Source organism: Cocleimonas sp. KMM 6892, from assembly GCF_035798195.1.
GTDB lineage: Bacteria > Pseudomonadota > Gammaproteobacteria > Thiotrichales > Thiotrichaceae > Cocleimonas > Cocleimonas flava.
In genome coordinates this window covers 385,628-401,713 of the sequence record NZ_JAPFBV010000006.1, presented here as the reverse complement: position 1 = coordinate 401,713, position 16,086 = coordinate 385,628, and the positions used below count along the sequence as shown (strand labels likewise).

General features: G+C 41.2%; 13 protein-coding genes. 7 read left to right on the top strand and 6 right to left on the bottom strand.

Features of this window, described 5'->3' with window-relative positions:
• Both OO007_RS17590 and OO007_RS17585 read right to left on the bottom strand, forming a co-directional pair.
• A partial coding sequence (locus OO007_RS17590; RefSeq protein WP_325809784.1) for a hypothetical protein occupies positions 1-211 on the bottom strand: 211 nt, incomplete at its 3' end.
• A 146-nt stretch (positions 212-357) separates the two neighbouring features.
• Positions 358-1,131, bottom strand: coding sequence for a ferredoxin--NADP reductase (locus OO007_RS17585; RefSeq protein WP_131906362.1), 774 nt, complete (start codon positions 1,129-1,131; stop codon positions 358-360).
• Positions 1,132-1,431: 300 nt separating this feature from the next.
• On the opposite strand from OO007_RS17585, the gene OO007_RS17580 reads away from it, so the two are divergent.
• Positions 1,432-2,994, top strand: coding sequence for a choice-of-anchor I family protein (locus tag OO007_RS17580; RefSeq protein ID WP_325809783.1), 1,563 nt, complete (start codon positions 1,432-1,434; stop codon positions 2,992-2,994).
• A 157-nt stretch (positions 2,995-3,151) separates the two neighbouring features.
• Here the strand turns inward: OO007_RS17580 and OO007_RS17575 are convergent, their stop codons facing one another.
• Positions 3,152-4,042 (bottom strand): EamA family transporter, encoded by an 891-nt coding sequence (locus OO007_RS17575; RefSeq protein WP_325809782.1) that lies wholly within the window; start codon positions 4,040-4,042, stop codon positions 3,152-3,154.
• Positions 4,043-4,375: 333 nt separating this feature from the next.
• Between OO007_RS17575 and OO007_RS17570 the strand changes: the two genes are divergently transcribed.
• Together OO007_RS17570 and OO007_RS17565 are read left to right on the top strand one after the other, a co-directional pair.
• Positions 4,376-5,191 (top strand): HAD-IIB family hydrolase, encoded by an 816-nt coding sequence (locus tag OO007_RS17570; RefSeq protein WP_325809781.1) that lies wholly within the window; start codon positions 4,376-4,378, stop codon positions 5,189-5,191.
• Between the two features lie 61 nt (positions 5,192-5,252).
• Positions 5,253-6,467: a glycosyl transferase gene (locus OO007_RS17565; protein WP_131906366.1), complete on the top strand. Its 1,215-nt coding sequence runs from the start codon at positions 5,253-5,255 to the stop codon at positions 6,465-6,467.
• A 49-nt stretch (positions 6,468-6,516) separates the two neighbouring features.
• On the opposite strand, the gene OO007_RS17560 is transcribed toward OO007_RS17565, so the two are convergent.
• Complete coding sequence (locus tag OO007_RS17560) at positions 6,517-8,292, bottom strand: sugar phosphorylase (protein ID WP_325809780.1); 1,776 nt, start codon at positions 8,290-8,292, stop codon at positions 6,517-6,519.
• A gap of 433 nt (positions 8,293-8,725) precedes the next feature.
• Here OO007_RS17560 and OO007_RS17555 point away from each other — a divergent pair, with 433 nt between their 5' ends.
• The gene (locus OO007_RS17555) at positions 8,726-9,592 is read left to right on the top strand and encodes a hypothetical protein (protein ID WP_325809779.1); all 867 of its coding nucleotides are present in this window, start codon (positions 8,726-8,728) and stop codon (positions 9,590-9,592) included.
• Positions 9,593-9,793: 201 nt separating this feature from the next.
• Here the strand turns inward: OO007_RS17555 and OO007_RS17550 are convergent, their stop codons facing one another.
• A complete protein-coding gene (locus tag OO007_RS17550; protein ID WP_325809778.1) occupies positions 9,794-10,582 on the bottom strand; it encodes a DUF1287 domain-containing protein in 789 nt (262 codons plus the stop codon).
• A 183-nt stretch (positions 10,583-10,765) separates the two neighbouring features.
• Between OO007_RS17550 and OO007_RS17545 the strand changes: the two genes are divergently transcribed.
• Together OO007_RS17545 and OO007_RS17540 are read left to right on the top strand one after the other, a co-directional pair.
• A complete protein-coding gene (locus tag OO007_RS17545; protein ID WP_325809777.1) occupies positions 10,766-11,479 on the top strand; it encodes a hypothetical protein in 714 nt (237 codons plus the stop codon).
• Between the two features lie 29 nt (positions 11,480-11,508).
• The gene (locus tag OO007_RS17540) at positions 11,509-12,216 is read left to right on the top strand and encodes a hypothetical protein (RefSeq protein WP_131906371.1); all 708 of its coding nucleotides are present in this window, start codon (positions 11,509-11,511) and stop codon (positions 12,214-12,216) included.
• 71 nt (positions 12,217-12,287) lie between these two features.
• Here the strand turns inward: OO007_RS17540 and OO007_RS17535 are convergent, their stop codons facing one another.
• Positions 12,288-13,751: a hypothetical protein gene (locus OO007_RS17535; protein ID WP_325809776.1), complete on the bottom strand. Its 1,464-nt coding sequence runs from the start codon at positions 13,749-13,751 to the stop codon at positions 12,288-12,290.
• A 415-nt stretch (positions 13,752-14,166) separates the two neighbouring features.
• On the opposite strand from OO007_RS17535, the gene budA reads away from it, so the two are divergent.
• Positions 14,167-16,050, top strand: a complete 1,884-nt coding sequence (gene budA, locus OO007_RS17530) for an acetolactate decarboxylase (RefSeq protein ID WP_325809775.1) — start codon at positions 14,167-14,169, stop codon at positions 16,048-16,050.
• Positions 16,051-16,086 lie beyond the last annotated feature (36 nt).

Here is a 16,086-nt window from a genome sequence, read left to right as displayed (position 1 = left end):
TTTCTGTTTCTGTTTCTGTTTCTGTTTCTGTTTCTGTTTCTGTTTCTGTTTCTGTTTCTGTTTCTGTTTCTGTTTCTACAGGAGTATCGACTTCGTCTTCTGTGTTGCCAGTTATTTCGTCAGAATTGACACTACTGGAATTTGATCCACCACAGGCTATCAGTAATAAAAACAGTGGTAGAACTAACCATTTATGATGAGAATGATTCATTGCGAAGCCCGTGCAGTAAATTGATAAGGTTAATGACTAGATAATGTTAAGGCACTAAAGTTCAAACATACACCAAGCATTGCTAATCTAAGCAAAGCCACCCCCCTACTTACAGGGCTTTTTTTAGCCGGTATTAACGAAACCCGTTAACGCTCTACAAACGCGCGTTCAATCACGTAATGTCCTAATTTACCCTTGTTAAATTCCACAAAGCCCATGCCATCAAGAATGCCACACATCTCTTCTAACATTGATGGACTGCCGCACAACATAAAGCGGTCGTCTTCCGGATTGGCTTTGGGTAAACCGATATCTTCGAATAATTTACCCGACTGAATCAAATTGGATAATCTGCCCTGATTGCGAAATTCCTCGCGGGTCACAGTGGGATAATAGATAAGCTTTTCTTTCACTAAATCGCCGAAGTATTCGTTATTCGGTAATTCGTTGGAGATGTAGTTTTCATAAGCGAGTTCAGAAACCGTGCGCACGCCATGTGTAAGAATCACTTTGTCGTAACGCTCATAAATATCCGGGTCTTTGATAATGCTCATAAACGGTGCTAAACCGGTACCGGTGCTGATTAAATACAGGTGCTTGCCGGGGAGCAAATTATCCGCAATCAACGTGCCTGTTGGCTTGGTGCTGACTAATACCTCATCACCAATCTTAAGATTACGCAGTCGAGACGTTAACGGACCGTCCGTGACTTTGATGCTGAAAAACTCGAGTTCTTCTTCGTAATTGGCACTGGCAATACTGTATGCACGGGTTAACGGTTTCCCTTCCACCTCTAAACCAATCATCACAAAGTGACCATTATGAAAACGAAAATTGTGTTCACGGGTGGTTTTAAATGAGAATAAAGAATCATTCCAGTGATGAACATCTGTCACTGTCTCAGTTACGAGTTTAGCCATAATAAAAGTCTTCTTATGTTTGAATTAGGTGTTGATTTAGGTTTAGAAATAAAAAATAAAGATTGGGTTAACGATCAAATAAACAAGGCGGGCGATTATCACTCATTGATTAAACGGTTTCTAGTTCTATTAAATACAGTGATGTTTTAACTTTTGTTTTAACTTTTGTTTTAATTTTTTTTAAACTTAGTTTAGTTTCGCTTTGTTACCGACCCTTCCCTATAGGCGATTACATTCTTGTTTTTATCCGCGACTGTCATTAAACGTTAACAATAACTCAGTATGGTGCAGCAATTTTTAATGAGTAGGATAATAACCATGCGCTTAAACCGAAACCTTCCCCCTCTAGCAGTTTTACTGCTCTCATCTACACTGATTGCGTGTAATTCATCGAGCGACGATAAATCCGCAAAAATCGAAGGATACGTTGATTCTGTAGCAACGTTGGACTTTCAATCATTCAATGCTCAAGAGAACGCTTTGGAAGCTAAAGGCTTACGTGTTTTTGGACCAAATGCCGATTTAGCCGCTGACCTTGAACCAGAATATGTGACAGTTTCTGCCGATTCCACAACAGCATGGGTCTCATTACAGGAAAATAACGGTATCGCAAAAGTCGATCTACTGTCAGCGACAATCACAGATATATTCCCATTGGGTTTTAAAGACCATGGCGCCGCGGGCAATGAACTAGACGCCAGTGATAAAGACGACGATGCCGTTATCCTGCGTTCGTTCCCAAATCTCAAAGGTATGTATCAACCAGATGGTATCGCCAGTTTCGAACAAGATGGCGTAACGTATATCGTTTCTGCTAATGAAGGTGATGCACGCGAATACGATGGCTTTGCAGAAGAATCTCGCGTTGAAGATATCACTTTAAATGCGAGCGCATTTCCAGATGCTGCCACCCTTCAAGACGAGACAATTTTAGGTCGTTTAAACATCACTCAAAACCTGACATCTGCAGTTGCTCAAGGCACGCCTTATACAACTTTGAATAGTTATGGCGCACGCTCATTCAGCATCTGGAATGGCGAAACAGGTGCACTCGTTTTTGACAGTGGTAGCGACTTAGCCAAACAAGCCGTGACAGCAGGTGTCTATCCTGATGGACGAAGCGACTCGAAAGGTACAGAACCTGAGAATGTCGCAATCGGTACTGTCGCCGGCAAACGTTTGGCATTTATCGGATTAGAACGCGCAAACGCAGTCGCTGTTTATGATATTAGCGATTTAAGTGATGTAACGTTTGTGGAAATGCTCACCCATGCGGATGATGTAGCCCCAGAAGGTATTTTATTTATATCTGCTGCTGACAGCCCGAATGAACTTGCAACACTGATCGTTTCTAATGAAGTGTCAGGCAGCATCACCATTTATGAAGCAGATGCTGATGGTAAATTTGGTACGAATACAGGACGTCTTGTTCTTGTGGGTGGTGAAGCAGCGGCTGAAATCAGCGCTTATGACAAAACCACTAAACGTTTATTTGTACTCAATAACGGTGAAGACTTAACGGCATCACAAGTCGATGTAATCGACATCAGCGATACTGCGAATCCTGTTCTCGAATCAAGCATTAGCACCAGTACGCTAGGCGGTGGAATAAACTCAGTGGCCGTATCGAATGGTTTACTCGCTGTGGCAATTCAGGCAGATGAAAAAACAGATGCGGGAAAAGTAGCCATCTACGATGCCGACACGCTCAGCCTGATTGATTCTGCAGTTGTTGGTGCGCTGCCTGATATGGTTACATTTAGTAAAGATGGAACCATGATCATTACTGCTGATGAAGGTGAGCCAAACGATGATTACAGTATCGACCCAATAGGTTCGGTGTCGATAATTCGCTTAAAATAGAAAGATACCAATTACGATCAGCAATCAACTTAATGCTAGCGCTTCGTTCTGAAGCGCTAGCAACACTTCAATAGGCACCCCCCACCTTTGGGGCACTTTTTTTCAAAGACATTAACTACAAATCGTTAATACTCAATTTGGCCGGATAACGTTTTCATTAAGCCACTTTGCTAACTCGGGTTTTTCTAACCGTCCTGACTGACATATAAATATTCAATGCAAGGCCTGTTAAGATCAGTAACGCTGCAATAATTTTCCAGATCGGCATGGGTTCACCTAACATTAAATACGAAGCCATCATTCCGGATACAGGAACCAGTAACGCCCAGGGTGTCACCACCGAAGCATTGTAACGACTGATTAAATAATTCCAGATGCCATAACCGATCAGCGTATTTCCGATGGTTTGCCACAACACCACGTAAACGCTAGTCATTGATGCCGATTGGATACTGCTTTTCATCAACGTCCAACCTTCAAAATACAGCGACATTGCAAACAATACAGGCACGGTAAACAACGACGAATAAGCGAGAAACGCAATAATATCAACCTTACCCGCTTTCTTGATCACCATATTCCCCATGGCCCAACTCATCGCCGCAATCAACACCAGAACCAGACCTAATAGTGTTGTGTTGTCATCGACCTTACTGGCGATTAAAGCGATGCCAGAAAAACTAATCAGTAATGCAATCCATTGCGCTGGCTTTATCGTTTCTTTGAACATAAAGATCGCGAAGATAATACTGAAGAAAATCTGCGTTTGTACCACCAGAGATGCAAGGCCTGGCGATATATCATTTTGCATCGCATAAAACAGCACACCAAACTGGCCGAAACCAATTAACAATCCATACGCCGCTATTAACCCCCAACCCGCTTTGGGACGCTTCATAAAAAAGACCAGAGGGAATGCCACTAAAAAGAAGCGAATCGCAGCAAATAAAAATGGTGGCAACTCATCCAGACCGTATTTAATAAATACGAAATTTGTACCCCAAATCAAGGTAACAAAGAAAGCGAGAAGCTGATGTGATTTACTCATGACAATGCTCGGGGTAACGTCTATAAACCCAAAAAAGTAATTTGGATGAAACTAATTTTGTAAATTAGCACCAAGATCTGCTGATAAATAGACACAGTTGCGATTAAATCTGTACTTGAACATGGCGCATATCAACTTACTTATTTGTTTAAATGTTCTAAGCTATAAATAAATGTTAAGGTGAAGTCATTCACATCAAACAAGGGTTTCTAATATTTTTTTATAGAAAAAGTTCTGTAAACACCCTGTGAGCAGCTCCGTGAGAGAGCTCAGTAAAATAGCAAAAACACTATGAAACACTTAAAACTAACCTAAAAAAACAGCTTTTAATAAATGGATTTAACAACACTTCCCGACACAAAAAATTGGTTAATTTTTACTGATCTCGATGGTACTTTATTGGACCATCATGATTATAGTTTCACTGCTGCCCAACCGGCATTAAAACAACTCAAACAACGTGGCATTCCGGTAATTATAAACTCCAGTAAAACCCTTGCGGAAATTGCACAGATTTCCAGCGATTTAGACATGAATACCCCTCAAATTGCAGAAAATGGCAGTATCATTTTCGACCCTGAAGAAAAGCAGACACATATCTTAGGCGCAGATTACACAACAATTTGTCAGGTGCTAGATGCCCTGAGACGAGAACATGGATATTGCTTTAACGGTTTTCATGACTGGAGTGCAGAGCAAATCGTTGAACACACTGGCTTAAGCCTTCAGTCAGCAAGAAATGCAGCCCAACGCCAAGGCAGTGAACCCTTATTATGGGAAGATGACGAAGCGCTGATCGAAAATTTCCGTCAACACTTAAAACAACATGGTCTAGAATTAAAACGGGGTGGACGTTTTTGGCATGTGATGGGACAAACCGATAAAGTTGAAGCGATGCATTTTGTGCAGAAACATCTAAATAATAACTCGAAAGCTTTTACCATTGCCCTAGGTGATAGTGCGAATGATAAAGACATGCTGACGGCAGCCAATGTCGCGATTATCGTTAACAACCCCAAAGGTACAGCGTTTACTATCGACGCGAATAAAAGACCAACACCCAATCACCTGATAAAAACCACATTAGAGGGCCCTGCTGGTTGGAACGAAACAATAATGCAACTCTTGCAGGGATCAACAGCAAATTAACAGATAGTCAAAATACAGAAAGAATACAGAAAGAAACTCACTCAAAAATAAAAAGGATGTCATGTCAGACTTTAAACAAACAGGACCAATTACAACACTTCACAAATTACCGGGTGCGTCATTAGAAAAAATTGAGAATGAATTAAGACGCCTATCCAAAAGACATCCAATGACTCTCATCCTGCCCTCCTTATTTTCTGAACTGGAAGGCCCTGCATTATCGGGAATTTTAGATGAGCTACAACATGCCGATTACATCAATGAAATCGTCATTGGTCTGGATCAAGCAGATCAAAAACAGTTTGATTATGCACGTGAGTTCTTTTCCAGATTACCCCAGAAAAAACGTATTCTTTGGAATGACGGACCTCGCTTAAAAGCGGTTGCTAAAATGCTGGAAGACAAAAAACTGGCGCCCGATCAACCCGGCAAAGGACGCAATGTCTGGTACTGCATGGGCTATATTCTAGCTGCTAATAACAGTAAAGCGATTGCCCTACACGATTGCGATATTCTTACCTATACCCGTGAAATACCTGCTCGATTGTTTTACCCCATTGCCAACCCTGCACTGGATTTTGAATTCTGCAAAGGCTATTACGCCCGCGTAAATGCTAAACAACAACTCAGTGGCCGTGTCACACGTTTATTTGTACAACCGATGTTGCTGGCGCTGAAAAAGGTCTTAGGTAATATCGAATACATCGAATTTCTCGATGCATTCCGCTACCCATTATCAGGTGAATTCTCCATGAGTGATGACATGCTCAACTCAATGCGAATCCCGAGTGACTGGGGACTGGAAATCGGCATACTCTCAGAAGCTTATCGCAACACATCGCCACGACGCGTTTGTCAGGTTGATATTGCCGATAATTACGATCACAAGCATCAGGAAATGGGTGGCGAAGATCACACACAAGGCTTGTCTCGCATGAGTCATGAAATTACCAAAGCGCTGTTTAGAAAATTAGGTACTGAAGGCCATGCGATGAATAAAGCCTTCTTCCGCGCGGTAAAAGCCACCTATCTACGCGAAGCATTAGACTTGCTGGATAACTTTAACGCAGATGCGCAAATTAATGGTTTAACCATGGATATCCATGCCGAAGAAAAGACCATCGAACTCTTCGCCAGCAGTATTATTGAAGCGGGTGAAACCTATTTGAAAAACCCGATGGAAGTACCCTTCATCCCTAACTGGCGTCGTGTATTCAGCGCTGTACCAGATTTAACCGATCAAATACTGGAAGCGGTTGAACTTGACAACGCCTGATAATTAAATGAAAAGAAGCGAATCAAACGTCGCTTCAAATACGGATTAGTTATACAGACACAGCCAACCAAAGACAGGCATACGGCTTTAACACCAGCATATTGCCTTCTCTTTCTGGTTCTATGTCATAGAGAACATTTTTCCATTGGCCCGGTTCACCAAGAATCGGGCGTATTTTTGCATCATCCAGATACTGATTCACTTTACTGAAATTATATAAAGCCACGATCTTCTGTTTACAATCCAGCGAAACACGCACCACGCCTAACACCTTGTCATCCAGATCTAGCACATCCTGCGTTGCATCTGGGTGGAAAGCAGCTTGCTCACGGCGCACTTTTATACGGCGCAAATACTCATTCATTAAAAGATGCGTACTACTCTCTGGTACTTCCAGTAATGCTTCTAGCTCATCAATATTCCATTGATGACGATTGATAGAACGCGTCGTACCTGTGACTTCGACGTGTTCGTGATCGTTCGGCGTAGCGAGTAAGGAATGAATATAAATACCCGGAATACCACGCATCGACAAAGCAACTGTTTGTGACAGAAGAAAACGCGCGACTTGCCATGGTGCAGACTGATTACCCGGATTTCTAAACGCATCGAAATACGTTACATTGATTTCATACGGGACATTCTTACCTTCAACATTCTTACGGGTAGAAATATACGCACCACCGGCACGCATATCCTCAAGCAACTGTTTTAGCTCATCTTCAGGAATCAATCCTTCCAGTGGACGAACACCTATTCCATCGTGCGATGCCGTAAAATTAAAATAGGTACAACCCTCTGGTGGTGGCGTTAGATGTTTCAACCATTCATACAAGTAAAGGGTATTACTGGTATGAATCGCGTGCAGCAACAACGGTGGCAAACTAAACTGATACACCATCTGGGCTTCATCGCCCTCACCAAAATAACTGATGTTTTCTTCGTGCGGCACATTCGTTTCTGTTAATAGAATTGCCCCTGGGCTTACCGCGTCCGTCACATCGCGTAATAGTTTCACCACCTCGTGTGTTTGAGGTAAATGCAAACACGACGTGCCCTCTTCTTTCCATAAGAAAGCAATTGCATCAAGACGCGTAATGCGCGAACCCTGGCTGATATAAAACAGCAAAATATCCAGCATTTCCAACAACACTTTGGGGTTCTTGTAATTTAAGTCGACCTGATCTGCACTAAAGGTCGTCCAGACATGGCGTATACCGGAATGTGTTGGGATATCCGTCAACAGCGGCGTACTTCTAGGACGCACCACATGAGACCAGTCTTTATTTGGGTCTTCGTATATAAAGAAATCTTTGTAAGGGTCGCGATCAGCACGAAAATCAGAGAAATACAGACTTACGCGCGAACAATGGTTCAAAACGAAATCAAACATCAGATTGAAATTTTCACCGAGCTTATCTACATCATCCCAGGTGCCTAAATCCGATCGAATCACACGATAGTCAGCAACAGAAAAACCATCGTCAGACGTGTAAGGAAAAATCGGCAATAAATGAATCACATTAAAATAATCACTGAGGCGTTTATCAGCAAATTCTTTAAGGGTTTGTAGCGATGCTTTTTCAGGCGTACCTTGATTGGTACTTTCCTGCTGTGAGCTCGATTGAATCGAGTCACCATAACTGATCAGGGTGACGTCTTTCTCATCCCAATGGCTTTTGAAATGGTGTTTATCAATCGATTTCTGATATTTCTGTATGCGCTGTTCTAACTCGGGAATAAACCATTCTGCGACCTCCTCACCGTACAAAAAATTTAAACGGGTAACTATCTGGCTGATAGTGTCTGCAGGAAGTTTCTTCATACTTAAGTACTTTCTGGTGAGTTAGGAATTTAAAATATATCTTAATTAAACATTATAATCTTGGTTAAAACGCAGTTTGGATATAGAAATACTAACCCGCTTGTTTAAATTAGATAACCTGTAATATTAGTTACTTAATAATTTTTTATATATTTTTAGACGTTTTAAAGTCATGTATCCAATAGACATCAGACTTTTTTCTCTCAAAAAATTCTGGACGAATATTATTTTTGCTTCTATAAGAAATACTGATACATCGTTCAAATCACTTATATACACAACAATAATACGTATTTCGTTGTATCAAATAACAGACTTAATCGAGTTATTGAAAATATTGGATTTGACTGTTAGTTGGACAATGTCAGAAAAAACAATGTAAGCAATACCTGTCAGAGCAAGTCTAAACATCTATCAACTTGAGGGAAAAACGATGCGACTTAAAATAATCTTACTACTTAGTATTTGTTTCACTTTTGTGGCTTGCGGTGGCGGAGGAAGTAACTCTGACACAAATGACGACATGACCGAAGATATGACATCTGAAGAAGGTACAAATCCTGAAAACGACGACGATACTGAAGAATCTGATGACAGTAACAATGACGACGGTTCTGATGATGGCGGTGAAACAGGCGGCGATGATACTGGTGGCTCTGCAGGAAATTGCATCACAATACCTCGCCCTATTGTAGGACAAAAAATCACCCTGAAAAGAACCAGCGATCAAGATAGTACCGTTAGTACAGAAACTGAAACCGTGACTGTCTCTAATAATACAACATTATCTTTAGATACCACCTACGAACAAAATGTTGCTGGCTTTAATATTTCCAGCACGGGTGATATGACATTCACCTATACCATAGCCAATAACTTTCGAGACATTACCAAATTAGAAACCAACTTAGTGACCAATAATTCACTCACAGGTGAAATTGAAACCAATCTGGTCAATGAATATTCACCTTACTGGCGAGTTGCCTCTGATGAAATTTGTGAAGGTCAAACGTGGACAACAGATTCGGTCGTAACCACCACGGTAACATCTAGTGCCGATCCATCTGCTAACACCATGACAAACAACCAAAATATCATATTCACCATAGAAAGCGTAAACATCCAGAAAACGGTAACCGCAGGAACCTTCTCGACTTATCAAATACGTCAGGAAGACGCTAATGGGGTAAATACCATCTGGTTTGATAAAGCCACGGGATTATGGGTAATTAGTGAAGGCCGAAATTCAGACGGTGATCTCATCGGAACAGCCGAACTCATTTCAATGGAACAACTATAAGGTATCGTATTGATACATTAAAGACCATCCGACAAATGCCTAACAAAACGCATAAAAACGTCGGATGGTTTTAACTCAATTGTCTATTCAACTGACCACGTATTTTATTATAAAAAATCATCGTTTATTCGAATCAGTATTTATTGGCGCTAATAAATATATCTAAGCCACCCCCCTACTTATAGGCAGTTTTTTTCAGCATCAATCTGGAGATAATGCCTCACTCTTGTAATGCCCAATAATCTTGAAATCAAACAACATATCATTCATTTGTGGACCGCCACCAATGTTGTGAACGATTAAAGGATTACTGGTATGTTCAGATACGTAATTCGATACGATGCCGATATGTACCATGTTTGTTCCTTTCGCGTTACTGCCACTTGGTTTACTCAAATCCCAGGCGACGACATTACCTGCTAAGTAATCCATCGGGTCATCCGAGATGGGTAATGATGCGCCAGCGCGTTCGAAGAATGTCATTAAATTCGGCACACGCCGATGATCGATATTGGTATCCGGTTTAGACAGCTTCCATTTATTCGGATAGCTTCTGAAATTACGTTTCATATCCTCGTGGACACGTTGTTGCAAATCGATCCCTAGGCCACGAAATGAGCGTATCACCACATCGGTACAAACGCCGATATCTGCAGGAACATCACCCATAGGATATGCAATTTTGCGATAACTACCGTCGTATCTGACATTGGATTGAAGGCGCAATTCAGCTTGAATCGCCAAATGATCCTGAAACGTTAATTCTCTCTCTGGCTCCACATCGATTTCTTGCTGATCAGTAGTGAGTTGAGTGTGGCTGGGCTTTGTACTCTGGTCGATATTCACATCGTCAATAATTGCATCGCCATTAAGGGTATCGTCTTTAAATAGGTGAAGTTTGATCGATGAAAGCTGCACAGTAGCAACTAAACCAACCACTAAGGCGAGTAATAATATTGCTGTTCGGAAATGGTGTTGTGTGCTTTTCATAATTACGTTTGCCACCCCCTACTTTGAATGATAGTTACGTTTTACCAGGATATTTTTTTTCATTAATTTCTAAAAATGTAAATCGATCACATTTTGAATCCTGAGTCACGTTTAAAATAACGACTAATAGCATACGCTGATATCGCAAAACAACGCAAATGACAACATTCAAAAAGGAATAATATGTGCGACATATTACCGGGAGGTAGAAGAGTCAGACACAGGATGCCAAGGCATCCTCAATGTTATGAAACCAATCCACCGCCAGAAAATTCACCAACAACGCGTGGTACAACAGGTACTAACAGCAACCTTCAGCGACAATATCAAAGACGTTTCGAGCTTTCACTGGAACGTGCCGGCATCAATGAAGCGATAGAACGACTTCATGCCACATTACTCTCCGAAGCCCGCCGTATGAGTGCCAGCATGTCATACGAAAGCTTCACCACACTTGATGCTAACCCAAATCAGGCTATACGGTTGTTTCAATCAGTGCTTCAAAACGTACTAGAGAATATCCGCGATGCTGGCTTATCCAGAATGCTACCCCAATTCGTGATGAGATTAATGGGATCACCACTGATCTATCTAACTGGTCTTCAAAGCGTTTACGATCAAAGCCGCTGGGACTCTCGCGATGCAGGTCGACGCAATAGTTTTCGTACTCAACAGGTCTATGCGCACCTCATTTGGGTGTATGCCAGTAGCGCTTCAGACAACAACCTGCAACGCGCCATAGAGTACAACCAAACACTCGTCACTCAGGGACTAAGATACATACGCTGGAAAGAGCAAGAGTTACCGCGTCTTCGCGCATGGGTATTACAAAACACCACGGCCATAGATCGCGGCGGAACATGGGATGTACCTTCAACAGGATTAAGACATTACTGAAAATTTAACGCGATAAAGGAGTATTAAAATTGAATAAAGTTGATGTTGAAAAAATTTGGACAGATGTTCAAGGAGAAGCTGGCAACCGCTCTAAAGGATCATTCAAACGCGCGCTCTGGTACGGAAATAACAGCAAGGTATTCGGACAAAACAAAGGCGCACGAAAAGCCATTCGTAATGCACCCAAGCAAATTGCATTAGGGTCGCTGGATTTTGCAGGCATGGCTCCGGGGTTAGGCGCTGCTGTTGGCATGGTGGTCGATCAAGCCTTATCCGCAGGTAAGGACCTTTATAGTGCTGAGGTTAAGCCCTACTTAAAGCAAAAACCCACTTCAGCTGATGAACAATTGCGTAAACAGGTTAAGAGCTCCGTTAAGGACATGAAGTCTAATGCCTTTCAGGTAATGGATAGAAATCTGGTAAAACTGAAAGACTCCGGCAAAAAAGTAAGCCCATCCATTAGAGACTTAATGGCCGCAGCCCCAAGCGCGACGTATCAGAATTCATCCATGGGAGTTTCAATTGGCGGATCATCAGATGATGAGAAGCAAGCCAAAAAAGCACACGATGCTTTGCGCCAGATTGCAGAAACTGAATATTATATAGACAAAGAAATGGGCATGGTTAAGGTCCTACAAGAAGCTTTGGTAGTTCTTGAAAAAGACCTCAACAAGATGCAAGTATCAACTCAGAAAGTGCGTAAAGAAGTGATGGATTATATTGAGAGTGCTTTATAGCTTAAAACGAATAATAAACAGGTAGGTTAGATAAGCACTGCACCATCTGACTAACCTACCTCACTAATCATCTAAAAAACTGGCACCAGGGTTAACTTCGAATAATCAAGGTATTGCAATGGGTTCTCTTGCAAACCTGTATTTGTATAAAATCGGCTTAAATCATTTGAGCTTGAAGCAACCTCAATCGCCGCGCGTTGTGGGGCTGAATGGATCGCTTCCCTCATATTAAAAATGATGTTGTTATAGTCTGGTTTAAAGCCATTTATATTATTCGTAATTTGGCAATTCGACATATTCTTGAATTCAAATTCATTCGACACATTACCCAGAATTCTACAGTTTTTATTTTCAAAAACTTTGATCGAACCTGTCGCCTGTCGTTTATTTTTTACCTGATCGACCAACAACACAAAATTACCGGCAACCACATTATCAATCCCTCTGGATAGCGTCACACCATGATGTTGATTAGAGGCGCAGAAATTATTGATGATCTTTATATTGGCGTAAGGCAAAGACCTAAATCGTCCAAAAAAAGAATCTCCTTTTTCATCACGCGTAAAAAAGCACTGCCAACCCGTTAAATTAGGATTCCTCAACGGTGTCTTACCCACCAGCGAAACATTATTACGAATCGTGATATTAGTGTTATTGCGCTTCTGTTTACTGGTATATAACTGGATCATATCGCTATGCACATACTGTGTTTTGCGAAAGCGTTGTTTATAAAAAACAGGGGTTCGGGTATGCATTAAATTGGAATCGAATAATGCATTATTCACACCACCACCAGAAAACATATCGCTCGCCACTCTTACGGCTTTATTGGCTACCGCGTAAAACCCATTCATATCATGAAATTCAACCCCATGAAATAAATCGGTAAACAGCGTTCTATCGATAATAATGTTGTTACTTTGTTTGATCAGCAGACCTGACTGACTGGCCAGAATCGTATCGAGTTTTCCGCGTTTTAATGCAACTAAATTATTGTTTTTATCGCTGAAGTGTATATTGCTTAAACGAACGTTATTTGAATTCCTGATCTGCCAGGAATAATTATTTCGGGCGGTATCCCATAAATTACTGACCTTAAAATGACTGATGGTGACGTTGTGCAGATTTTCCCAGGTTATGTTTTCCAGAAAAGGCGCCCTATTATGACCCAACATACCAAGGATAAGCACCGGCGCATTAAAACGGCGCTTTTGTTTGTAATGATAACGCTTATCTCTGAGGTTGCTTCTTACGACAATAATCTCGCCGCCCGTGGCATTATCTAAAACCTCTGACAGTTGCTGAAAATTAAACACGTTGAAGACAATATTATTATTGATAATGTCAGCAGCATTAATTTTATCCAGCTTGCTTGAAGATAAGCTTGGCATCTCGATTTGAAATTGAGAATTGTCCTTGGCATAACCCTTGGCGAAGGTTACAAACTCTTCTGCATAAACGTGACTATTTGTGAAAAATAAAACGATTAGCAGAATGGAATTAGCAATGTTTAAGTGACGGAATAAGTGTTTCATATTGCCTTGTTGATTATTGTTATTATTAAAATCAGACCAGCTTTTCTAGTAAAAATTCAAAAATAAATATTTACTGAATAACTAAGTATATCTAGCCACTAATTAAGCAGAGCTTAATACGACCCCAACCCTAAAAATCAATATCGTAACATTGACATATCAGAGTGATGACCGCACTACGTAATTCTCACAGCACCTCTACGTAGATGTCCGAATGTTCATCCTTGTCTGTCTATTCCTATAATTCACCGTCAATACGTAAACTGCGAAGCGACTCGCTTTACCGATACCTAGTTTGTGCTGTTATGCAAAGTTCGTAATTTTTCGCCTAAGTAAGCCTTTTTCGCATCGACGCAAACACCTCTCTAAAGGGGACTATGCAATCTATCGTTAATTTGATTATTAGGAGTAAGTTATGATCGACGCAAAAGAAAAGAAGCAGTTTTCAGGGATAGGAATCTGGAAATTTTTGAATGAAATTCCCGCGGGTACAATGTTCATACCACTGGTTTTAAGTGCCATCATTGTAACCATTACCGCACACAGTAGTCTGGGAATGTCACTATGGGATTACCTCGGTGATCCGATGAAGAGTTTATTTGGTCCTTCCGGACAAATGCTCGTCATTGGTCTGATGTTGTTTTGCACAGGCACCATGATTACCGGTCATGATTTTGTAGAAATTGGCGAAAGAGGAATCTGGATTATCCTCGCACGATTAATCCCTGCCTACGCAATCAGTGCTTTCGTCTTTGTCTACTTCGGTGCAGAAGGATTTGCAGGCATTGATGCGATTACCTTGGTCTGTTGCTTAACATCCGCAAATGCGGCCTTATACATGGGTATAATTCAACCCTATGCTGATCAACCTGATCGGGGAACATTCCCAATTATGTTGATCTTCTCCATGCCTCTTCTCCCTTTTATATTCTTATCTTATTTCGGCAGTGGCGGTGGAAATTTCACCAGTCAGGTTATGCAAGTAATCTCTTTACTCATACCATTCTTGCTAGGTATCGTACTGGGTAATCTCGATCCAAAAATCAAAGAAGTATTCAAAGGCGGTAACACCATATTGCTTCCCTTCCTTGGCTTCCAATTTGGTTCAACCATCGATTTAGTCAACGCATTTCAAGCGCAAATAATTCTAGTAGCGATTTTACTCACTGGCATCTATTGGGCAGTGACCATTGTTATTCCATACATTGTTGATCGTTACCTTCTTAAAAGACCAGGCTATGCAGCAATGGGCTCTACAGCCTTAGCAGGTGTTTCATTGGTGCTCCCAGCGATGGTTGCTACATTCTCATTCGATGGTCAACTTGGTGCAAAGGTTGCAGCCAATACCGTTTCCATACTCGCATTCGTGTTGTTAATTACTAATGTTTTATCTCCCTTCTTCACTAAATGGACAATGAACGCCTATTTCAAACACAACAAAGCGGATGCACAAAGAGTCTTCTCAGAAACACATCCAGAATTACTCGCCGCAGTTTATGATGAAAACGGCAACTACAGGACCCATCACCACAACCATGAAATCTTCAGAAAAATATTCCATAAAAGATCACATCATGACGATGGCACTCTCGTTCAGGTATCAACCTTAAATGCGCTAATGGAAGGCGACTACAGAGGCAGTAAAACCGTTAAAGAAATCTTGAAAGATACAGACACTGGTGTGGGTACTTACAATGGACTTGATGGCGAAGCAATCATTTACAATGGCCACGCATACGTAGGCAGAGCCGATGGCGTAGTCAGCGAAATGGGGCCAGATGAAACCTTTGCCTTCTCCATAACCACAAAATTTGATGATAGTGTTGATGAAGATAAACTCTCATTTGCAAGCATTGAAGACTTGAAAACAAAACTCGAGAAATACCTGGATTCACATAACTACTTCTTCATGATCAAAATGGAAGGAACATTCAACGTCAGAGTAAGAAGTAACTTCAAACAAAAACAACCTTACGAGCCTCTATACAAGGTTGCAGGTGATCAAAGAGAGTTTGAATATAACGATATTGAAGGCAGTGTCGTTGGCATCTACTCACCAAACTATGTTGAAGGCATGAACCTACCAGGATGGCACGTACACTTTTTATCAAAAGATCTTACAAAAGGTGGACACATTTTAAAAATTGCCGGTAACGATGCAAAAATTAAAGTGAACAAACTTCAATCCTGGAAAGTGTTAATGCCCGATGACCCAGATTTCAGACAATGGAATCTTAAAGAAGATTTACAAGCTAAAACAGAAGCGGTTGAAGGTGCCTCTAAACAAAAAGCGGCATAATAAATCATCGGTGTTTCTTAACTTCGAAACTAAAGT